We start from the raw sequence: 19,660 nt of genomic DNA, 5'->3' as shown, positions 1-19,660 counted from the left end.
CAGAAGGGCGTCAAGGTCAGTTTTCACACACCGATCCTCGACGCCCTTCGCCATGGGCGCAGGCGTTTCAGGGATTTCCCATCAACGATCTAGGGGGCGCTGCCGCGCCCCGCAGGTGCAGTCGTTAGGCCCTGTTCCTTGCGGCTTTCCGCCGCTGCAAGCAAGGCAAGGTGGTCTGTGACCAGGCCATACGCTCTCACCGTGGCAGCCTGCGGGGAGGGCAGACGGCCCCGGAACCGTGGCGGAATCTTGGCTGCCATGACATGGCGGTCTGGCTTGCCCCCTTCGGGGGTCATGCCCCCACCCCCTGCCCCTGCCGTCACGTCTGCCTGCCATCGACGAGCGGGGTGCACGCCTGGCTTTGCCGGTCGAACACCGGGCAGGCCGCGAGACGGGCGCGAAGAGCCTTGCTGTGGACGAAGGGGCACGTGTCTGAAGGGGTGTGTGTCTGTACGCACTTCTTTGGTCCCCGCCGCACCAGGGTCTTCTGGCCCACGGGAATACCAGGTTGATTCAGCTTCACCCGGAATGCTCCAGTTGGCACCGCACGAAAGGTAGGACCCATCCGTATGACGAACCCACCACCTGAACGCACCCTCATCTACGCCGCCGATCTGACCGCCGAGAACGTCCGCGCCCTGGAGGCGTTCCTCAACGCGCAGTTGGGGCGAGTGTCCGCGGGGGTCGGCGAGACCGGCGAGACCTCTTTCGCGATGCGGTCCCTGCTCATCCTGGTCAGCGACTCAGCGGGCTTTCTGTACCAACTCCTCACGGTGGAGCGGCCCGAACCGTGGCAGCGGGCTGCGATCGTGCGTGAGTGGCAGCGGCTCCGCAGCACTGCCCTCGACTTCAACCACTGCGACGGCTACGACTACGACCGCTGGTGGAAGCAGATACGGCACTACGACGCCGCCGACGAAGCCGCCGAGCAGGAGCGAATCCGTCACTTCGCCACCCTGAACCCCTGGGCGGACGATGAAGCTGACCAGGGCAAGGAGGATTAGCGAGACACTCCACCCCTGCCAGTGGAGTCATCCGATCAAAGGGGGCCAGTAGAACTTGGGACCCTGGTCCCAAAAAGGAGGCGTACAGACGGGCAAGCGTCCCGAGGGGTGCGGCAGTCGCCCCACACAGGCCAGCATGGACCGTCTCGAAAACCAAGGTTTGTGAGACGAGATGGCAAGCGTCTCTGGAGGGGGTGTAGCGCTGTTCAAAACCCGTCTCGAAACGCCCGTCTTGAGCTTGACGTATTGAGATGAGTTCTGAGACAGTCCCGGCCGTGACGACGAACACGATCACCGGTCAGCTCATCGGTTACGCCCGCGTCTCCACCGATGACCAGGAAGCGCAGTTGCAGCGGGACGCACTGACGGCCGCAGGCTGTGCCCGGGTCTTCGAGGACAAGGCGTCGGGCAAGAACGCCGACCGGCCGGAGCTGCGGTCAGCACTCGACTACGCCCGCGCCGGCGACACCCTGTGCGTGTGGAAGCTCGACCGCTTTGCCCGGTCGCTCATCGACCTTGTGACCATGGTCGACGCGCTTCGGGAGCGTGGTATCGGGTTCAAGGTGCTCACGGGTGCACTGGCCAACATCGACCCCGGCACGGCCGATGGTCGTCTCATGCTTCAGGTGGTCGGAGCCATGGCGGAGTTCGAGCGCAGCCTCATCAAGGAGCGCACCCGCGCCGGACTTGACGCAGCCAAGGCGCAGGGGCGTACCGGCGGACGGCCGTCCGTCGTGAACGAGGACGTGCTGACCGTGGCCCGCGCGAGGAAGGCGAAGGGAGAAAGCGTCAGCGCCATCGCCAAGGCTCTGGGCGTCTCCCGGGCCACGCTGTACCGCCACCTCGTAGACGACTCCTGACGGCGGCACCTGATGCCCTTGCCTGGAGCGGGCTCGAAGCAGTTGGCTTGTGGCCCATGGAGTACACGCACCTCGGACGCACCGGACTCAAGGTCAGCCGACTCGTCCTCGGCACCATGAACTTCGGTCCGCAGACAGACGAATCAACCAGCCACGGCATCATGGACGCCGCTCTCGACGCGGGTCTGAACTTCGTAGACACGGCCAACGTCTATGGGTGGGGTGAGAACAAGGGCCGCACCGAGGAGATCATCGGTACTTGGTTCGCCCAGGGTGGCGGGCGGCGCGACAGGACGGTCCTCGCCACCAAGGTGTACGGGAACATGGCGGGCGACGGGGACGTCTGGCCCAACCACGACAAGCTGTCCGCGGTGAACATCCGCCGTGCCGTCGACGCCTCCCTCAAGCGGTTGCAGACCGACTACATCGACATCTACCAGTTCCATCACATCGACCGGTCGACGCCGTTCGAAGAGATCTGGCAGACGATCGACGTCCTGGTCCAGCAGGGCAAGATCCTCTACGCGGGGTCGTCCAATTTTCCCGGCTACAAGATCGCCCAGGCAAACGAGGCCGCAGCCCGGCGCGGGTCGTACGGCCTGGTCAGCGAGCAGTGCCTCTACAACCTCGCCGAGCGCCGCGCCGAGATGGAGGTCATCCCTGCCGCGCAGGACTACGGCCTCGGGGTCATCCCGTGGTCGCCGCTGCACGGCGGGCTGCTCGGCGGAGTCCTCAAGAAGGAGGCCACGGAGGGGCGCCGAGCGAGCGGCCGTGCTGCCGACGCGCTCAAGGACGCCAAGACACGCGAGCAGATCCAGGCGTACGAGAACCTCCTCGACAAGCACGGCCTGGAGCCCGGTGAAACGGCGCTCGCCTGGCTGCTGACACGCCCCGGCGTCACCGGCCCGATCGTCGGCCCCCGCACGCAGGAGCAGCTGGACTCGGCACTGCGTGCCCTGGAGCTGGAGCTGGAGCTGAGCGAGGAGCTGCTGACGTCTCTGGACGAGATCTTCCCCGGTCCCGGACCGTCTCCCGAGGCCTTCGCATGGTGAGGTAGCGGGTCTGTGTGAGGGACCGTCGCCTTCTGCTTGCGTTCGAAGCGAGTGGGAGGCGGCGGCTTCGTCGTTTCCACTCGGGGTCCGCAGGAGCGGTGAGCGTCAGCGATGCGCTACTGTGCAACCTGGCGTCAAAGTTGCCGGTTTGCCGTGTCGAAGAAGTTCAGCCCCGCGTCCAGCGCGGCGTCCATGATGGCGTGGCTGTCGGCCTCGTCGGTCTGCGGTCCGAAGTTCATGGTCCCGAGGACCAGCCTGCTGACCTTGAGTCCCGTGCGTCCGAGTTGCGTGTACTCCATGAGACCCCAGCCAACACCTTCGGGCCCGCTCCGGGCAAGGGCCGCCCCGACGCTTCGCCGGCGCTGCCGGCTCGGGCGAGCCGGTCCTTCCCCGCGCGGTTCAGCCCGGCAGGGCCTGCTCGGCCCAGATGGTCTTGCCGGTCATCTTGTGGCGGGTGCCCCAGCGCTGGCTGAGCTGGGCGACGAGGAACAGGCCGCGCCCGCCCTCGTCGAGGGTGCGGGCGCGCCGCAGGTGCGGGGCGGTGTTGCTGGCGTCGGAGACCTCGCAGATGAGGGCGCTGTCCTGGATCAGCCGCAGCTGGATGGGCGCGCTGGCGTAGCGGATCGCGTTGGTGACCAGTTCGCTGACCACCAGCTCGGTGGTGAACACCATGTCCTCCAGGCCCCAGGCGGCGAGCTGCTCGGAGGTCCACGCGCGGACCTGGCCGACGATCGCCGGGTCGGAGGGCAGGTCCCACGTGGCGACCTTGTGCGCGTCGAGGGCGCGGGTGCGGGCGACGAGCAGGGCGGCGTCGTCGACGGCGCCGTTCGGGAGCAGCGTCCGCAGGATGGTGTCGCAGGCGGCGTCCAGGGACGGCGCCGGTTCGGCGAGGGCGCGGCGCAGCCCGCTGAGCCCCAGTCCGATGTCGCGGCCCGCGGCCTCGACGAGGCCGTCGGTGTACAGGACCAGCAGGCTGCCGGGGGACAGCTCGAACTCGGTGGTCTCGAACGGCAGGCCGCCGACCCCCAGGGGCGGTCCGGCGGGCAGGTCGACGAAATCGACCGCGCCGTCGGGGGTGACGACGGCGGGCGGGGGGTGGCCGGCGCGGGCCATGACGCAGCGCCGCGAGATCGGGTCGTAGACCGCGTACAGGCAGGAGGCGCCGATGTCGCCTTGGGTGCCGAACGGGGTCTCCTCCTCGGTGTTGAGGTGGACGACGAGGTCGTCGAGGTGGGCCAGGAGTTCCTCGGGGTGCAGGTCGACGTCGGCCAGGGTGCGTACGGCCGTGCGCAGCCGGCCCATCGTGGCCGAGGCGTGCAGACCGTGGCCCACGACGTCGCCCACGACCAGGGCGACGCGGCTGCCCGACAGCGGGATGACGTCGTACCAGTCGCCGCCGATGCCGAACCGGGACGAGGCGGGCAGGTATCGGGTGGCCACGTCCACCGCCGCGTGCCGGGGCAGCCGCTGCGGGAGCAGGCTCCGCTGCAGGGCCAGCGCGGTGGCGCGCTCGCGGGTGTAGCGGCGGGCGTTGTCGACGGAGACCGCGGCCTTGGCCGCGATCTCCTCGGCGAGCTTCAGGTCGTCGTCGTTGAAGGGGTCGGAGTCCCCGTGGCGCAGGAACAGGACCACCCCCAGGATGGCCTCGCGGGCCAGCAGGGGCACCACCAGCACCGAGTGGACCCGGTAGTCGCGGACGACCTTGACGCGATCGGGGGATTCGGAGATCCAGCGCACGAAGTCGGGGTCGTCGGCCCGGTACCCGACGGAACGGCCCTGGGCCAGGCAGCGGGCGGGAGGCGAGTACGCGGGGTAGCGCTGAAGCTTCCCCAGCCTGTCCGCGGACTCGGGCAGGTCGGCCACCGCCGCCCGGTGGGCGATGCGGCGCAGCGTGACCGGGCCGGTGATCGGCCCCGCGGTGGGCTCCTCGCCGGAGTGGACCGATTCGAGCAGGTCGACGGCCGCGAAGTCGGCGAATTGGGGGACTGCCACGTCCGTGGTCTCCTGGGCGGTGAGCCTCATGTCCAGGGTGCTGCCGATGCGGGTGCTGGCCTCGTTCAGGACGGCCAGCCTGCGGCGGGCCCAGTACTGGTCGGTGGTGTCCAGCAGTACGGTGGCCACGCCGTGCGTCAGGCCCGAGCGGTCCTTGAGCGGGACGAAGGACATCGACCAGGCGTTCTCCCGCCGGTCGCCGGAGAAGCGGCCGTGGGCCTCGTGGTGGATGGCCTTGCCGTTGCGCAGCGCCTGTTCCGTGAGCCGGTCGAACTCGACGAAGGAGGGGTTCGGGGAGATCTCGGTCAGGCGCAGGCCCACCGCCAGGTCGAGGGGACGGCCCATGATGCGCAGCATGCTGTCGTTGGCGTCGGCCAGCCGCATCCGGTGGTCGTAGACCGCCACGGGGAACGGGAGCTGCTCCAGGGCCCAGCTCCTGAGGTCCCCGCTCCCGACCGCGCCGACGCCGGCGGGCGGCTGCGGGTCCGGTTCCAGGAGGCCGGCGCCCAGGAACCACAGGGTCCCGCCGTGCGCGTCGGCCATCGGCTGGGCCTGGACGCGGATCCGCAGGGGGTGGCCGTCCCGGTGCAGCACGGAGATCTCGTCCTCCCAACCGGACCGGGAGGTCAGATACCAGTCGGGGGGCACCACCCCGGTCTCGCCCGGGGCGTACAGGTCGGCCACCGGGAATCCGACGACCTCGGCGGGCGTGTACCCCAGGAGCCACTCGGCGCCCTCGCTCCATGCCAGGACGGCGCCGTCCCGGCCGACCACGGCCACGGCCGTATGGGTCACGGGAACGGGGCCGTCGGCCCCGCCCCAGGGGGCGGCGGTGTTCCTGTCCATCGACGCTCATCTCGCCATCGCCGGGGTCTGCGGTGAGTCCTTGCACTTGAGAGCCTATCCGCTGACCCCGTCAGGGCCTCCCGGACACGCGGCCGCGACCCGGGGCGGGGCGGGGCGTGGGAAGGGCAGTCACGCGGCCGCGGCCGCGGCGAACCCGCGTCGGCGGCGGACCCGGGTGCCGGGGACGCGGCCGTCGACGAACACGCCCCGCGCGCCCACGTCCACGGCCCGGCCGGGGGAGCAGACGTGCGCGGCCAGGCGGTCCAGGGCGGCCAGGACCGTATCGGCGTCGGCCTCGCGGCCGGGGAGGGAGGCCAGCGCCGCGCCGCGGGTGAGCAGCGGGATCCAGGAGTCGGTGTCGGCGCGCCGGACGGAGACCATGTGCCGGTCGTGCGGGGCGGCGGCCAGGGCCAGGTGGCAGCCCCGGTGCTCGGGCGCGTTGGAGTCGGTGATCAGCGCGGTGATCCCCACCGCGGGGGCGTCGAGATGGAACGGGCGCAGGGTGGTCGCGGACATCGCCGGTCCTTCGCTGGTCGAGTGGCTGCGTGCGTCTGTTCTGATGCGCGCGGCCGCGCGGAGGTCGAGTGCTGGCCGGTACCGGCCAGCACTCGACCGGACCGGCTGACGCTGGGCGGGCGCTGGGAAACACCCCCGTGCCCACGGTGTCCGCCGCGTGAGGGTTCAGTTGACGGTCTTGGGCTTTCTGCCCTTCCCGGCCCCGAAACGGGCGGAAAGCCCAAGACCGTCAACAAAACCACCGGTGCCCGAATTCACCCCCGCGCCGGAGCTTCCCTACCTCGGGTGCGGCAGGATCTGGCGCAGCGGGTTCGGTGCCGGGCCCCGGCGGCGCCACTCCCGCGGGTAGCCGAGCGAGACCTCCTCGAACCTGACCCCGTCGTACCGGGTGCCGCGCGGGATGTGCAGGTGGCCGTAGACCGAGGCCAGGGCGTTGAACCGCACGTGCCAGTCGGCGGTCCGGGTGGTGCCGCACCACTGGGCGAACTCGGGGTGGTGGAGCACGTCGGTGGGTTGGCGCACCAGCGGCCAGTGGTTCACCAGGACGGTGGGCAGCGAGGGGTCGAGCTCGGAGAGTCTGCGCTCGCTCTCCTCGACGCGCGCCGCGCACCAGCTCGCCCGGTCGGGGTAGGGGTCGGGGTGCAGCAGGAACTCGTCGGTGCAGACCACGCCGGCGTCGTAGGCGCGCTTGAGGGCGTCCTCCCTGGTCGCGGCGCCGGGAGGGAGGAACGAGTAGTCGTAGAGGAGGAACAGCGGGACGACGGCGGCCGGGCCCCCGGGACCGGTCCACACCGGGTAGGGGTCCTCGGGGGTGGTCACGCCCAGCTCCCGGCAGATCCGCACCAGGTGCAGGTACCTCTCGTTCCCGCGCAGGCCGACCTCGTCGCGGGGGTGGGTCCACAGCTCGTGGTTGCCCGGGACCCACAGCACCCTGGCGAACCGGCGGCTGAGCAGTTCGAGCGCGGCACGGACGGCGGCGACGGTCTCGGCGACGTCACCGGCGACGATCAGCCAGTCGTTCTCGGACGAGGGGCGGATCCCGTCCAGGACCCTCTGGTTCTCCTGGTAGGAGACGTGCAGGTCGCTGACCGCGTAAAGGCGCTTCTCAGCGGTGCTCACGGGCGCGCTCCCGACGGGCGCGGTGGTGGACACGCGTGTGTGCGGTGCGCCAAGACGCCCTCCAGGCACTCGCCCCTTCACCGAACGCGGCCGGCCGCGCGCGTTCCGATGATCAAGGTACCAAGGGCCGTCCCGGGCGCCGGCGGCCGGCCGGTGGTTCGCCTGATCCGCCACCGGCCCGGGGAGTGTCTTCCCGTAACCGGGAGTCCACTTTCGGTGGTGGCTGCTGGGTGAATTCCCCGACTGCTCCGGCGCGTTCGGAGGCGGAGGCGGAGCGGGAGTCGACGCACCGTCGCCTTGTTGTGGCTCTTTGTTGTTTATTGGTTCTTGTTTGTTGGCTTTGAGTTGTTTTTACGGTGTGTGATTTTCGTGTCACCGATTTCGGCGGCGCGGTGCCGGGGACAACGGCGTGGACCAGTGCGTTGCCCCCGGAGGCGCCCCGCGCGCCGCCGGCGCGCGGGGTCGGGGAATAGGGGGGAAGGCCGCAGGGCGGGGCCGCGCTCCGTGGCCGGGGAAAGAGAAAGGGGTGGCGCGGCATCAGGGCCGGGTTTCGAATTCGCCATTCTTTTCCGACATTAAGAGCGGATGAATTCCGGGTGATCCGGATTTCCGGTTCGGGACTCCGGGTCGCGTTTCGCGCGGCGTGGGCCGGTTCCCGGCGACCGAGCCCCCGATTCGCGGGGGACGGCGGCCGTCGTCCCTCCGGGGTGCCGGGGTCTTTCGCGGAGCCGGGACGGACACGCGCCCTGTCCGGCTGTGACGCGGGAAGACCGGAGGGAAGCCTCGGCGGCGGGCGCGGCGGCGGATGGGAATTCGCATGGCTCCGCTTGTCACCGAGAAGTCGGCGGAACGCGGATGCCGCCTGTAAGCGCGCCTGTGCTAATTTTTCCAGGATCCCGACGCGGCACCAGAGAATTAGTCACCGAAGGTGGATGCGGCGTCGGTGCGCCTCGATCGGATTTCGGTTACCCAATGGCGGGTGCGGAACCGTTACTTCTCCACAAAGGGGGACCCATGGCCGATACGAACGCCCGCGGGCCGCGCACCTCCCTCGGTGAGCGCCCTGTGCCGACGCGGTTCCGCGAACTCCACGAACGCGTCCCCGACCGGGAGCTCCTCGTCTTCACCGACGACGACGGCGAGGACGTCGAGACGATGACGGTGCGACGGCTGGCCTGGGACGCCGAGCGGATCCGGGCGGCCCTGGTGGAGCGGGGGCTGGCGCCCGGAGACCGGGCGGTCCTGGTCTACCTTCCCTCGCTCGACTTCGTCAGCGCGTTCCTGGGCTGCCTGGCGGCGGGGGTCGTCCCGGTCCCGGTCGCCCCGCCGAACCCCTTCAAGCTCGGGCACGACATCGGGGTCCTCGCGGCCGTCGCGGAGAACTCGGGGGCCCGGGCCGTCCTGACGCACGGCGTCTACCGGGAGCTGGTCGAGACCGGAGCCCGCGCCAAACCGCCCGCCCCCGGCTCCCCGTCCTGGCCGGACCTCCCGTGGGAGTGCACCGACCAGCCCGGTCCGGTGCCGGACGCGGCCCCCGACCTCGGGGCGTGGCACGAGGCCGCCGACCTGGACGACCCCGCGTTCCTGCAGTACACCTCCGGTTCGACCGGGTCGCCCAAGGGCGTGGTCGTCAGCCACCGCAACATCCACCATGAACTGGACGCCATCGCCCGGGACCTGGGCCTGGGCGACGACACCGTCGCGGTGACCTGGGTCCCGCACTTCCACGACCTCGGACTGATCAGCTTCCTGCTCAACACCCTCGTGGGGCACTCCTCCCGCACCCATGTGCTGTCCCCGTTGAGCTTCCTGCGGCGGCCGGCCGTGTGGTTCGACGTCGCCTCCCGGGTGCGCGCCACGCACACGGCCGCGCCCAACTTCGCGTTCGACCTGGTCGTTCGCAAGACGACTCCGCAGCAGAGAGCCGGGTGGGACCTCTCCTCGCTCCGGGTCGCGGGGTCCTCGGGGGAGCTGATCCGCCCTGGAACCGTCGAGCGCTTCCTGAACGCCTTCGCCGAGGCGCGGTTCCCGCCCGAGGCGTTCTACCCCACCTACGGGCTGGCCGAGCACACCCTCAGCCTGACGATGGGCGGCAGCGGACCACTGCGCGTGGACGCCGCCGAGATCGGGCGGGGCCGGGCCGTGCCCGCCGGGGACGACCCGGTGCGGCCCGTCGCGGTCTACCACAGCTGCGGAACCGTCACCAAACCGGGCGCGAGCCTGCGCGTGGTGGACCCGGAGACCCGCCGTCCGTGCGACCCGGGCCGGGTCGGGGAGATCTGGGTCGACTCGGTGACCAAGGCCCGCGGCTACTGGGGCCTGCCGGAGCAGTCCCGCGAGGTCTTCCGGGCGCGCGTGGCGGACGGGGACCCCCGGGAGTACCTGCGGACGGGCGACCTGGGATTCCTCCACGAGGGGGAGCTGTTCGTCACCGGCCGGCTCAAGGACATGATCATCGTCCGGGGGCACAACCACTACCCGCAGGACATCGAGGACAGCGTCCGAGGCTGCCATCCCCTGGTCCGGGCCGGGGGCGTCGCCGCCTTCCCGGTCCCCGCAGAGGAGGCCGACACGGCGGGCGAGCGGCTGGTGCTCCTCGTGGAGGCCAACGGGGACCCGGGGGACGAGGAGCGGAGCGCGATCGCGCGGGCGGTCCGCCGGGTGGTGGCGGACGCCCACGGCATCGTCTGCGAGGACGTGGTCGTGGGCCGCCGCGGGCTGGTCCTGAAGACCACGAGCGGGAAGATCCGCCGCAACGCCTGCCGGGCCGCCTACCTGGAGGACGCGCGGAAGCCGGCCCCGGTGGAGGTGGCGCGGTGAGCGACTCCTTCGGGGCCGTCGGCCTCCGCTTCTCGACCGGCCCCGACGACCCGGGCCTGCGCGAGTTCGGCGCGGACCTCGCCGCGCTCCTGGAGCGGTTCGAGGTGATGCCCCGGACGTCGCGCCGCACACGCAGGCGCTTCTTCCACGCCGACGCCGCGGCGGTGCGGGGCGAGATCGAGTTCGTCGCGTCCCCCGGCCCCGCGCCGCACCCGTTCTTCGCGCCGGGGCGGCGCCACCCGGTGCTCACCCGCTACAGCAGCGGCGAGCGGGCGGACGAGGTCCTGCCCGCCACCCGGGGGATGTCGCTGATGCTCCTGGACCCGGTGGACCCCGGGGACCCCGAGCGGTCCCCGTTCAACCTGACCCTCAACACCGGGCGCCGCCTGTTCGCGGCCAACGCCTCGATGTTCCACCGGTTCACCTTCGGCACCGACGCCGACAAGGAGGCCATGGCGCGCGAGTTCCCCCACCTGCGCGAGGCCGTGTGGGAGCAGGTCCGCGAACCGGTCTCCTACCCCCGCTACCACTACCACTCGCAGGTGCCGCGCCTGTACGTCGACGGAACCGGGCGGCCGTGGCTGGCCCGCTACCGCGTCGTCCCCTTCGAGGGCGCGCCGGACCCGGGCCGCCACAACCCCGGCGGGCTCCGGTTCCCCGTCTCCCCTCCCGCGGCCCCGCCCCGCGCCCCCGGCGACCACCGGCCGCCGACGCTGCTGGGCGACGCGCTCCGAGCGGAGGTCGACGCGGGCGGGACCACCGCGCTGCTCCAACTGCAACTGCGTCCCCTGGGCGAGGACGCCGACGAGAACCGGACCGGGCTCGACCCCTCCCTGCTGTGGTCCGAGCGCGAGCACCCCTACCGGACCATCGCCGAGCTGCGGTTCGACGCCCCCCTCGACGGCGCGGCCGCCGAGCGGGCGCTGTTCGACCCGGCCGGGGCCCCCGAGGGCCTCGGCATCGCCCTGGCGCGGTCGCCCCTGGAGGCGGCCTCGGTCAACCACGTCCGGGCGCTCGTCTACCGGGCGGCCCACGGCGCGCGCACCGGCGCGCGCGCTCCGGAACCCGCGGCGCCGGCCGCCCGGCGGACCGTATGCGTCATCGGAGCCGGCGCCAGCGGGCTGGCGGCGGCGCACGAACTGGAGCGGGCGGGCCACCGGGTGGTGGTGCTGGAGAGCGAACCGGAGGTCGGGGGCAAGTCCGCGTCGATCCGCGTGGACGGCCGCGCCTACGACCTGGGCGCCCACATCTGCACCCCGCAGTACGAGGAGCTGGCCCGGCTCGCGGCCGAGTTCGGGGTCGACACCGAGGACGCCACGCCGTCGCGCGTGCACGGCGCCGACGGGCGGTCCCGGCCGCCCGGTTCCGCCTTCTTCCGGCCGGGGGAGTTCGCGCGCTACTCCAGGCTCCGCGGCGAGCGCTTCCCCGACATCCGGCGGCCCGGCCTGGCGCACTCGGCCCGCCAACTGGCCGACCCCGTCTCCGACTGGCTGCGCGACAACGGCCTGGACGCCATGGCCGAGTCGCTGGGCGACGGCTACACGGCCTCGGGCTACGGACACCTGCGCGGCGACCTGCCCGCGCTGTACTTCGTCAAGTACGCCGAGATGACCGGGCTGTTCTCGGGGCGGTCGCGACTGGCCGGACACGCGGGGACCTTCACCGTCCGGGACGGGTTCGCGCGGCTGTGGCGGAGGGTCGCGGAAGGGCTCGCCGACGTGCGCACCGGGACCCGGGTCGAGTCGGTGGAGCGCACCGGCCAGGGGGTGGCGGTGCGCACCAGCGAGGGGACCGTGCGCGCGGACGCGCTGGTCGTCACGCCGTCCCTGGAGCGGGTGCTCCCCCTGCTCGACGCCACCGAGGAGGAGCGGGACATCGCGTCCAGGATTCGCGCGGTGGACTACTACACCGTGGTGTGCCGGATCTCGGGGCTGTTCCGGGAGGGCTTCCACCTCGTGGGCGAGCACACCGCCGCGTCCGCGGAGCCGGGCCACTGCGTCGCCTACCACCACAGGTACGCCGACAGCGACGTCTACACCTGCTACCTGTACGGCGCCGACGGCCTCGACGCCGGGAACGCGGGAACCCGGCTCGGCGAGGACGTCGCCCGGTTGGGCGGGCGGGTCGAGGAGGTGCTGATGGTCCGCAGGTGGCCGTTCATGCCGCACTTCGCCGGAGCCGACGTGGCGGATGGCGTCCTGGACCGCGTCGAGCGCATGCAGGGCCGCAACAGCACCTACTACGCGGGCAGCCTCCTGGGCTACGAGCTGGTCGAGACCAACGTCGCCTACTCCCGCGAACTCGTCCGGCGCTTCTTCTCCGCGGACCTCCCCAGCGGGGCCGGCAAGGAGGGCGAGGAGGCTGCCCCGGGCGCCGCGGCCTCCTCCCCGCGGCAGGCCGGCCCGGGCGCCGACGAGATCCGGGAGTGGCTGCTGGACCGGATCGCCGCAGAGGCGGGGGAGCGGATCGACCCGCACGCCCCGCTCGACGACTACCTCCTGGACTCGCTGGCCGTCGCCGAGGTGCAGGGGCAGTTGTCCGACTGGCTGGGGTTCCGGGTGTCGCCGACGCTGCTGCTGGAACTGCCCACCGCGGACGCGGTCGCGCTGCATCTGGCGGACCTGGTGGGCGCGCAGCCGGGGGACCGGGCCGAGGCCGCTGCCCGGGCGTGAGGAAGACCTGGCGGGTTGACGGAGAAGGAGGAGAGATGACGGTTTTCGAGTCGGCGACAGCGGTGCGCCCGCGCGGCGGCACCGGCGCCGGCGCCGGGGAGGCGTTCGACGTCGTCCTGGACCCGGCCTGGAGCGTCGGCGGCAGGCCGCACGGCGGATACCTGCTCGCGGTCCTGGGGCGCGCCGCGTCCGCCGCCGCGGGCGGGCACCCGCACCTGACGGCGGTGAGCGCCTCCTTCGTCGAGCCCCCCGAGCCGGGTGACGCGGTCGCCGAGGTGGAGGTGCTGCGCGCGGGCCGGGGGGCCACCCAGATGCGCGCCCGGCTGCTCCAGGAGGACCGGTTGAAGGCGGAGTGCCTGGTCACCCAGGGGCTGCTGGAGGATCGGGACGCGTGGTGGTCCGAGGCCGCCCCGGTCGAGCTGCCCGCCGAGCGGGAGTGCTTCCTGGCCCCGTCCGAGGTCCCCGAACTGGGCCTGAGCGCACCCCTGCTGGGAGTGGTCGAGCACCGCCTGGACCCCGGGCTCCTCGGGTTCGCGGTCGGGGCCCCGTCGGGCCGCGGGGTAGTCGCGGGATGGCAGCGCCTGGCGGACGGCGCGGACTGGGACCCGCTCAGCGTGCTGGTCGCCCTCGACGTGATCCCATCGGCCTCCCTGGACCTGGGCATCGCGGGATGGGCGCCGACCGTCCAGTTCAGCGCCTACGTGCGGCGGCTGCCCGCCCCCGGCCCCCTGCGGACCCGCCTGCGGGCCACCGAGGTGGGAGCCGGGACCATGGACCTGACCGCGCACGCCTGGGACGCCAAGGGCCGCCTGGTCGCCCAGGCCACCCAGATCGCGGCCGTGCGGATCCCCGACCACCCCGCCCCCGGGGGCCGCTGACCGGTTCCGTCCCGGACGCGCGTCCGCTGGGGCCCGTGGTGTCCGGCTTGCGGGAGCCCGGTCGGCGACCTCGACGCCGGCGTCCCCCGAACGGACACGTCAGGACGCCGGCGTCGGGATCATCGCGGTTCCGGCCTCCGCCCGCCGGCCCGCCTCGAAACGGATCGGCCGGTCCGGGCCGCCCGGCGGGTCACAGGCCCGCGGCGAGGCGGTGGTAGGCCTGGTTCCAGCGGAGTTCGCGCAGGAAGGCGCGGGGGGTCGTGTCGGCGTCGATGCGCAGGAGCTCGGTGGCGGTCATCTCGGCGAAGTCGTCGAGCTCCTCGACGCCCACCGCGCTCGACAGGACCGTGTGATGCGGCGCGCCCGCCATCAGCCACGCCTCGGCCGAGGTCGACAGGGACGGGCGCGGCTCCCACACCGCACACGCCACCGGCAGCCTGGTCAGCGGCGCGTCCGGTTCGACGACGTCGACCTCGTTGACCGTCAGGCGGAAGCGGTCGCCCACGTCGCTCAGCCCCGCGACCACCGCGGGCCCCGGCGCGGCCGTGAACTTCAGGCGCACCGGGTCCTCGCGCCCGCCGATCCCCAGGGGGTGGATCTCCAGGCTCGGGCGCCGCGCGGCGATGCTCGGGCAGACCTCCAGCATGTGGGCGCCCAGGATCTTCTCCTGCCCTTCCACCATGTGGTAGGTGTAGTCCTCCATGAAGGACGTGCCCCCGGGACGGCCGCGCCCCATGGTCTTGACCGCCCGCAGCAGGACCGAGGTCTTCCAGTCGCCCTCCCCGCCGAACCCGTAGCCGTCGGCCATCAGCCGCTGCACCGCGAGGCCGGGAAGCTGGCGCAACCCGCCCAGGTCCTCGAAGTTGGTCGTGAAGGCGCCGAACCCGCCCTCGTCCAGGAAGCGGCGGACGCCGATCTCGAGGCGGGCGCCGTAGCGCAGCGACGCGTGGCGCCCGCCGCCCCTGCGCAGCTCGGGCGCGACCTCGTAGGCCTCCTCGTACTCCTCGACCAGACCGTCCACCTCGTGGTCGGGCACGTCGTCGACGACCGCGACCAGGTCGTTGACCCCGTAGGTGTTGACGGACACCCCGAAGCGCAGCTGGGCCTCGACCTTGTCCCCCTCGGTGACCGCCACGTCGCGCATGTTGTCCCCGAACCGGGCGAGCCGCAGCGACCGCAGCTCGTGGTGCCCGGCCGCCGCGCGCGCCCACGCCCCCACCCGGCGGGCCACCGCGGGGTTGGAGACGTGGCCGGCCACGGTCTTGCGCCGCACGCCCACGCGGGTCTGGACGTGCCCGAACTCGCGGTCGCCGTGCGCGGCCTGGTTGAGGTTCATGAAGTCCATGTCGATCTCGCCCCACGGGAGCCCGACGTTGGTCTGGGTGTGCAGGTGCAGCAGCGGAACGCGCAGCGCGTCGAGCCCGGCGATCCACATCTTGGCCGGTGAGAAGGTGTGCATCCAGGCGATGACGCCGACACACCCGGGGGCGGAGTTCGCCTCGGAGAGGCGGTCGCGAATCGACTCGGCGTCGGTCAGCACGGGCTTCCAGACGACCTCGAAGGGCACGTGCGGACTGTCGTCGAGCGCCCGGGCGATGGCGCGGGACTGGTCGGCCACCTGGGCCAGGGTGTCCTCCCCGTACAGTCCCTGGCTGCCGGTGAGGAACCAGATCTCGCGCTCGTGCGTGGAAGGTCGCATGGTGGGATCTCCTTCGTTACCGCATCCGCGGCGTCGCGGCGTGGACGTGTTGGCGTTGTGTGCCGGTCGGGGACGGGGACGGTGACGCCGCGGCGGCGCCCGGGCGGTGTCCGGGCGCCTCACCGCGGCGCGGGCGGCGCGGTGCTGGCGCGGGGGACGAAGACGGGCTCGACGAGCCGGGCGAGGTCCTCGTCCCGGCCGGTGATCGCGGCGTGCAGGATCTCCATGGCGCGCTCGCCCACCAGCCCGAACTCCTGGCGCACGGTGGTCAGCGGCGGGATCAGGTAGCCGGACTCGGGCGTGTCGTCGAACCCCACGACGCTGATGTCCCCGGGGACGCGCAGCCCGCTCTCGTGCAGCGCGCGCAGCACCCCGATCGCCATCTGGTCGTTGGCGACGAAGACCGCGGTCAGCGAGGGGTCCGCGGCGATCTCCAGGCCCGCGCGGTACCCGCTCCCGGCGGACCAGTCCCCCTGCCAGAGCGGGCGCTCGGCGATCCCGGCGGCGGCGAGGGCGTCCCGCCAGGCCGCGCTCCGGGCCTCCCCCTCGGTCCAGTCGGCGGGCCCGGCGACGTGCGCGATCCGGGTGTGGCCCAGCTCCAGCAGGTGGCGCACCGCCAGCGTGGCGCCGAGCGTCTGGTCGACCCCCACCGCGAACCGGCCCTGGGACAGGTCGCCCTCCACGACCACGAGCGGGGCGCCGAACCGCTGCCAGCGCACCATCTCCAGCGCGTCGGCCTGCGTGACGATCATGACGATGCCCTCGACCGACTGGCGGGTGAGGTGGTCGATCGCCGAGCGCAGCGCGTCGGTGGTGGTGCTCTGCAGGGTGACCGAGATGGAGAAGTAGCCCGCGTCCCGGATCGCCTTCTCGACGCTGTTGCGGATGCTGACCGGCCCGTACAGGTTCGTCTCGACGCCGATGAGGCCGATCGCGCCGGACTTGCGCGTCACGAGTGCCCGCGCGGCGGTGTTGGGCTGGTAGCCCAGGGCCGCGATCGCGTCCTCGACGCGCTTGCGGGTGCTGGGCTTGATGTTGGGCAGGTTGTTGACGACCCGTGAGACCGTCTGGTGGGAGACACCGGCCAGTCGGGCGACGTCCGCCATGACCGGCGCCGGAGACTCGGCAGTCATGCCCTGGTCTCCTCTCTCTCGTCTGCGCTGTGCGGCCTCATCGAGGCTCTCGGACGGTGAGGCGCTGGATGACGACGGACACCAGCAGCACCCCGATGACGATTTTGGTCCACCAGGAACTCAAAGTCCCCTCGAAGGAGATGAAGGTCTGGATCACACCGAGGACGAGGACGCCCGGCAGCGAGCCGAATACGAACCCGACCCCGCCCGACAGCAGGGTCCCGCCGATCACGACGGCGGCGATGGCGTCGAGTTCGGCGCCCAGGGCGTGCAGGCTGTACCCCGAGAGCATGGAGAAGGTGAACAGCAGCCCGGCCAGCGCGGAGCACAGCCCGCTGACCACGTACACGCCGACCTTGACGCGCGCTACGCCCAGGCCCATCAGCGTCGCGGAGGACTCGCTGCCGCCCACGGCGTAGACCGTGCGGCCGAAGAGGGTCGGGTGCAGCACGGAGGCCGCGGCCGCCGCGACGGCCAGCGCGATGAGCACGCTGGGCGGGACGAAGGCCAGCGGCGCGGGCAGTCTCGCCGCGGCCCCGGGAAAGTCGATGGTGACGCCGGTCATCTCCACGACCGGCGCCGCGGTGCCGCTGGTTGTCATGGTTGCCTTCCTGGCGGCGGGGCGGGGCCGCGCCGCCGCCCCGTCGAACGGCCTCGGGGGTCAGTACCGGCGGTCGGGGAACGCTTCCCGGGCCTGGTCCTGGGTGAAGGCGGTCTCCCCGGCGGTCTCCTCGACGAGTCACTCGCCGACCTTCCGGCCCTCCTCCACGAAGTCCGAGCCGAGGAAGGTCGCGTACAGCGACTCGTCCTCGGTGGCCACGGCGCGGTCGGTCGGGATCACCGGGATCTGCGCACGCCGGGCCCCCGGCAGCACGGTGTTCCCGTCGGCCTCCACGACGGGGCTGAACGCGCTGACGTCGACGTCCTGCTGGCTGTAGGAGCGGAGCGCCTTGATCTGGTTCTCCTGCTTCTGCCGGGCGTCGGAGAACCGCAGGTCGATCCCTGCGGCCTCGGCCGCCTCCTGGATCGACCGGCTGTTGGCGGTGCGCCGGCCGCTCCCGGCGCCGACCTGGGCGAACCCCATCGTGATCCGGTCGTCGGCGCCGGGGGTGGTTCCGCCACCGCCGCAGGCGGTCGGTGGGCCCGCCGGCAGCACGCCGACGGCGGAGACGATCGTCTTCCTGAACATGGGCACGCTCTCCTGCTTCAGGGGATGGGCCGCTCGTGTTTCGGCCGGGGGCGAGGGAGGGCGCAGGTCGGCGCTACCTGCGGTGGTTGTGTGACCGCAATCACTGTGAAGTTGATTGTGAGCGCTAACACTTGTCGCGTCAAGGTGCTTTCCAGTCAGGGTTCAAAGGCCGACATGCCGGAGGGGGCTTTCGGGGGTGACATTGGCACAGGGGGTGACGCTCTGTATGTTAGCGTTAACAAATGCGGCGTACGTCACTGGGAGGCGAAAGCCGGGCCCCGGGGCGCAGCCCCCGCCCGATGGGTTGTCGACCAAGAGATCCGTCTCCACCGGCTGTACGGACCGGAGTCACGGGCCAACCGTGAGAACGGCGGCGACCAGTCGGTGACGCGGTGCCAAGACGGCTTCTGGACGGGACATCGGGGGCTCCGAGGAGTGATGGCTGGAGGAATCTCTCAAGGCCGGATCAGCGGGTCCGGAGGTGCCAGTGCGCGATGTCGCACTGCCCGTCATCGTTGTCGCCGGCGGCGAGAACGGACCCATCTGCGCGAAGGCCCACGGAGTGCCAGTCCCCCGCCGCGGTAGCGACGATCTCCCTCCACCCGTCGACCTCGCACGCCCCCTCATCGGGGCGACCGGTCGCGTGCGCAGTGCCGTTCGCGAGGACGGCAAGCGTGCGTCGCCATCCGGCGACGGCCACCACATCCGCCCGGCCGGCGACATCACACTGGCCGTCCCCGTTCCAGCCGACCGCGACAACCGTCCCGTTCGTCCGCAGGCCCACGGTGTGCGATCGGCCGGTGTTCGAGGCAGTGCGCACGTTCCCAGCGGCCACCGCGACGATGTCGCGCCACGCGCCGACGCTGTACTCCGTCGACCGGGGTGTGCCCGCGGCAACCACCGACCCGTCCACGCTCACGCCGACGGAGCGGCGCCGTCCAACGGCGGTCACCGCCGGTCGAGCATTGTCTGTCCCCCGCGCTCCTCCGCTTCCGAGGTTCACAGGGGCATCCCCGTACGGATCCTCGTGTCGAGATCGCTCATCACGATCGCGACATCCGCCTGGCGGGTGTGGGCGCGCGGGTAGCGCGCCAGCACATCGACCACCCGGGGGCTGATGGAGCGCATCACCACCGAGACCGCATCCGAGCGCGACAACGGATCGACCAGGCGTTGTTCCAGCGCGAGAACGCAGTGGGCGGGCCCGCGCAGGATGTGTCCCACCTGGGCGGCGTCTGCCAGCGGGTGCAGGTACGCCGATGCCGCGGTGTCCCCAGCCGCCATGGCCGCGTGCGCGGCAGATCCGCTGACGTCCTTGGCTGCTCGGTGAGCCGCGGGAGCGCTCACCCGCTGTGCTTTGGATCGCGGACCACCTCGCGCGAATTCCGCCGCGGCGTTCAGCGCCTCCCTCGGACGGGAGTCGTCGGGCCGAGCGCGTTCGAACAGGTCGATGACCTGCTCGGCGCAGGCCAGATTGAAGGCGGTGACGGTTCTGAGCTCGTCCAGGGTCAGCACAAGGTCCGGTACGCGCGCGGGGCGAGGACTCCTCGCAGGGCTCGTCGACATACCTTGTCATCGTAACTGTGAACCTCCGGTGGAAGGTTGGGGACTGCGGAGCCCAGTGATCCGCAGCCAAACCCTCAAACGCCTCCCGCAGGAGACCTGTGGATCCGGCGAGACGGCAGGCGTGTCACAGTTGTTGAGCGAACGCTAGGGAACCTCCGGCGCGGGGGTGGTTCGGGCACCGGTGGTTTTGTTGACGGTCGTGGGGGTTGTGCCCCGTTCGGGGGCGGGGAGGGGAGAAAACCCAAAGCCCGACACCCCCCCCCCACCCCACCGACCCACAGGGGGCCGGCGAGGCCCCCACCCCCCCGCCCCGC

Annotated in this window: 16 protein-coding genes; 6 read left to right on the top strand and 10 right to left on the bottom strand. The window is 72.0% G+C overall.

All coding sequences use genetic code 11. The features are described 5' to 3' along the window. The first annotated feature begins 569 nt into the window (after positions 1–569). The 3 genes from EV190_RS23020 (at position 570) to EV190_RS23010 (ending at position 2,916) form a co-directional block, all read left to right on the top strand. The gene (locus tag EV190_RS23020; RefSeq protein WP_133743712.1) at positions 570–1,004 is read left to right on the top strand and encodes a hypothetical protein; all 435 of its coding nucleotides are present in this window, start codon (positions 570–572) and stop codon (positions 1,002–1,004) included. Between the two features lie 275 nt (positions 1,005–1,279). Next, on the top strand, positions 1,280–1,864 hold the full coding sequence (locus EV190_RS23015) for a recombinase family protein (protein ID WP_243742746.1): 585 nt from the start codon (positions 1,280–1,282) through the stop codon (positions 1,862–1,864). A 56-nt stretch (positions 1,865–1,920) separates the two neighbouring features. Further along, complete coding sequence (locus EV190_RS23010) at positions 1,921–2,916, top strand: aldo/keto reductase (RefSeq protein ID WP_133743710.1); 996 nt, start codon at positions 1,921–1,923, stop codon at positions 2,914–2,916. A 134-nt stretch (positions 2,917–3,050) separates the two neighbouring features. Here the strand turns inward: EV190_RS23010 and EV190_RS23005 are convergent, their stop codons facing one another. The 4 genes from EV190_RS23005 to EV190_RS22990 form a co-directional block, all read right to left on the bottom strand. After that, positions 3,051–3,215, bottom strand: a complete 165-nt coding sequence (locus EV190_RS23005) for an aldo/keto reductase (RefSeq protein WP_243742745.1) — start codon at positions 3,213–3,215, stop codon at positions 3,051–3,053. A 100-nt stretch (positions 3,216–3,315) separates the two neighbouring features. Next, positions 3,316–5,754, bottom strand: coding sequence for a SpoIIE family protein phosphatase (locus EV190_RS23000; RefSeq protein WP_133743709.1), 2,439 nt, complete (start codon positions 5,752–5,754; stop codon positions 3,316–3,318). Positions 5,755–5,883: 129 nt separating this feature from the next. Further along, the gene (locus EV190_RS22995; protein ID WP_133743708.1) at positions 5,884–6,270 is read right to left on the bottom strand and encodes a hypothetical protein; all 387 of its coding nucleotides are present in this window, start codon (positions 6,268–6,270) and stop codon (positions 5,884–5,886) included. Positions 6,271–6,546: 276 nt separating this feature from the next. Then, positions 6,547–7,389, bottom strand: coding sequence for a metallophosphoesterase family protein (locus tag EV190_RS22990; protein WP_133743707.1), 843 nt, complete (start codon positions 7,387–7,389; stop codon positions 6,547–6,549). A 1,014-nt stretch (positions 7,390–8,403) separates the two neighbouring features. Between EV190_RS22990 and EV190_RS22985 the strand changes: the two genes are divergently transcribed. From EV190_RS22985 to EV190_RS22975, 3 genes are read left to right on the top strand one after another with little or no spacing between them, the layout of a single operon-like run. Next, positions 8,404–10,209: a fatty acyl-AMP ligase gene (locus tag EV190_RS22985; RefSeq protein ID WP_166655532.1), complete on the top strand. Its 1,806-nt coding sequence runs from the start codon at positions 8,404–8,406 to the stop codon at positions 10,207–10,209. After that, positions 10,206–12,881: an FAD-dependent oxidoreductase gene (locus EV190_RS22980; protein ID WP_133743705.1), complete on the top strand. Its 2,676-nt coding sequence runs from the start codon at positions 10,206–10,208 to the stop codon at positions 12,879–12,881. Before EV190_RS22985 ends, EV190_RS22980 begins: the two co-directional genes overlap by 4 nt. A 35-nt stretch (positions 12,882–12,916) precedes the next feature. Then, positions 12,917–13,759, top strand: a complete 843-nt coding sequence (locus EV190_RS22975) for a thioesterase family protein (protein WP_133743704.1) — start codon at positions 12,917–12,919, stop codon at positions 13,757–13,759. Between the two features lie 190 nt (positions 13,760–13,949). On the opposite strand, the gene araA is transcribed toward EV190_RS22975, so the two are convergent. From araA to EV190_RS22945, 6 genes are all read right to left on the bottom strand, one after another. Then, positions 13,950–15,458, bottom strand: coding sequence for an L-arabinose isomerase (araA, locus tag EV190_RS22970; protein ID WP_133743703.1), 1,509 nt, complete (start codon positions 15,456–15,458; stop codon positions 13,950–13,952). A gap of 119 nt (positions 15,459–15,577) precedes the next feature. Further along, positions 15,578–16,591 (bottom strand): LacI family DNA-binding transcriptional regulator, encoded by a 1,014-nt coding sequence (locus EV190_RS22965; protein ID WP_133743702.1) that lies wholly within the window; start codon positions 16,589–16,591, stop codon positions 15,578–15,580. A gap of 37 nt (positions 16,592–16,628) precedes the next feature. Next, positions 16,629–17,192 carry an ABC transporter permease subunit gene (locus EV190_RS22960; protein WP_133743701.1) on the bottom strand — a complete coding sequence of 188 codons (564 nt, stop codon included), beginning with the start codon at positions 17,190–17,192 and terminating at the stop codon, positions 16,629–16,631. Positions 17,193–17,330: 138 nt separating this feature from the next. After that, the gene (locus tag EV190_RS22955; RefSeq protein WP_133743700.1) at positions 17,331–17,780 is read right to left on the bottom strand and encodes a substrate-binding domain-containing protein; all 450 of its coding nucleotides are present in this window, start codon (positions 17,778–17,780) and stop codon (positions 17,331–17,333) included. A gap of 466 nt (positions 17,781–18,246) precedes the next feature. Continuing rightward, complete coding sequence (locus EV190_RS22950) at positions 18,247–18,699, bottom strand: hypothetical protein (protein WP_208113301.1); 453 nt, start codon at positions 18,697–18,699, stop codon at positions 18,247–18,249. Positions 18,700–18,779: 80 nt separating this feature from the next. Beyond that, positions 18,780–19,295 carry a putative immunity protein gene (locus tag EV190_RS22945; RefSeq protein ID WP_208113300.1) on the bottom strand — a complete coding sequence of 172 codons (516 nt, stop codon included), beginning with the start codon at positions 19,293–19,295 and terminating at the stop codon, positions 18,780–18,782. Positions 19,296–19,660 lie beyond the last annotated feature (365 nt).

It is taken from the genome of Actinorugispora endophytica, from assembly GCF_004363075.1.
Taxonomy (GTDB): Bacteria; Actinomycetota; Actinomycetes; order Streptosporangiales; family Streptosporangiaceae; genus Actinorugispora; species Actinorugispora endophytica.
The sequence above is the reverse complement of the archived record's forward strand: the minus strand, read 5'-3'. Positions and strand labels throughout refer to the sequence as shown.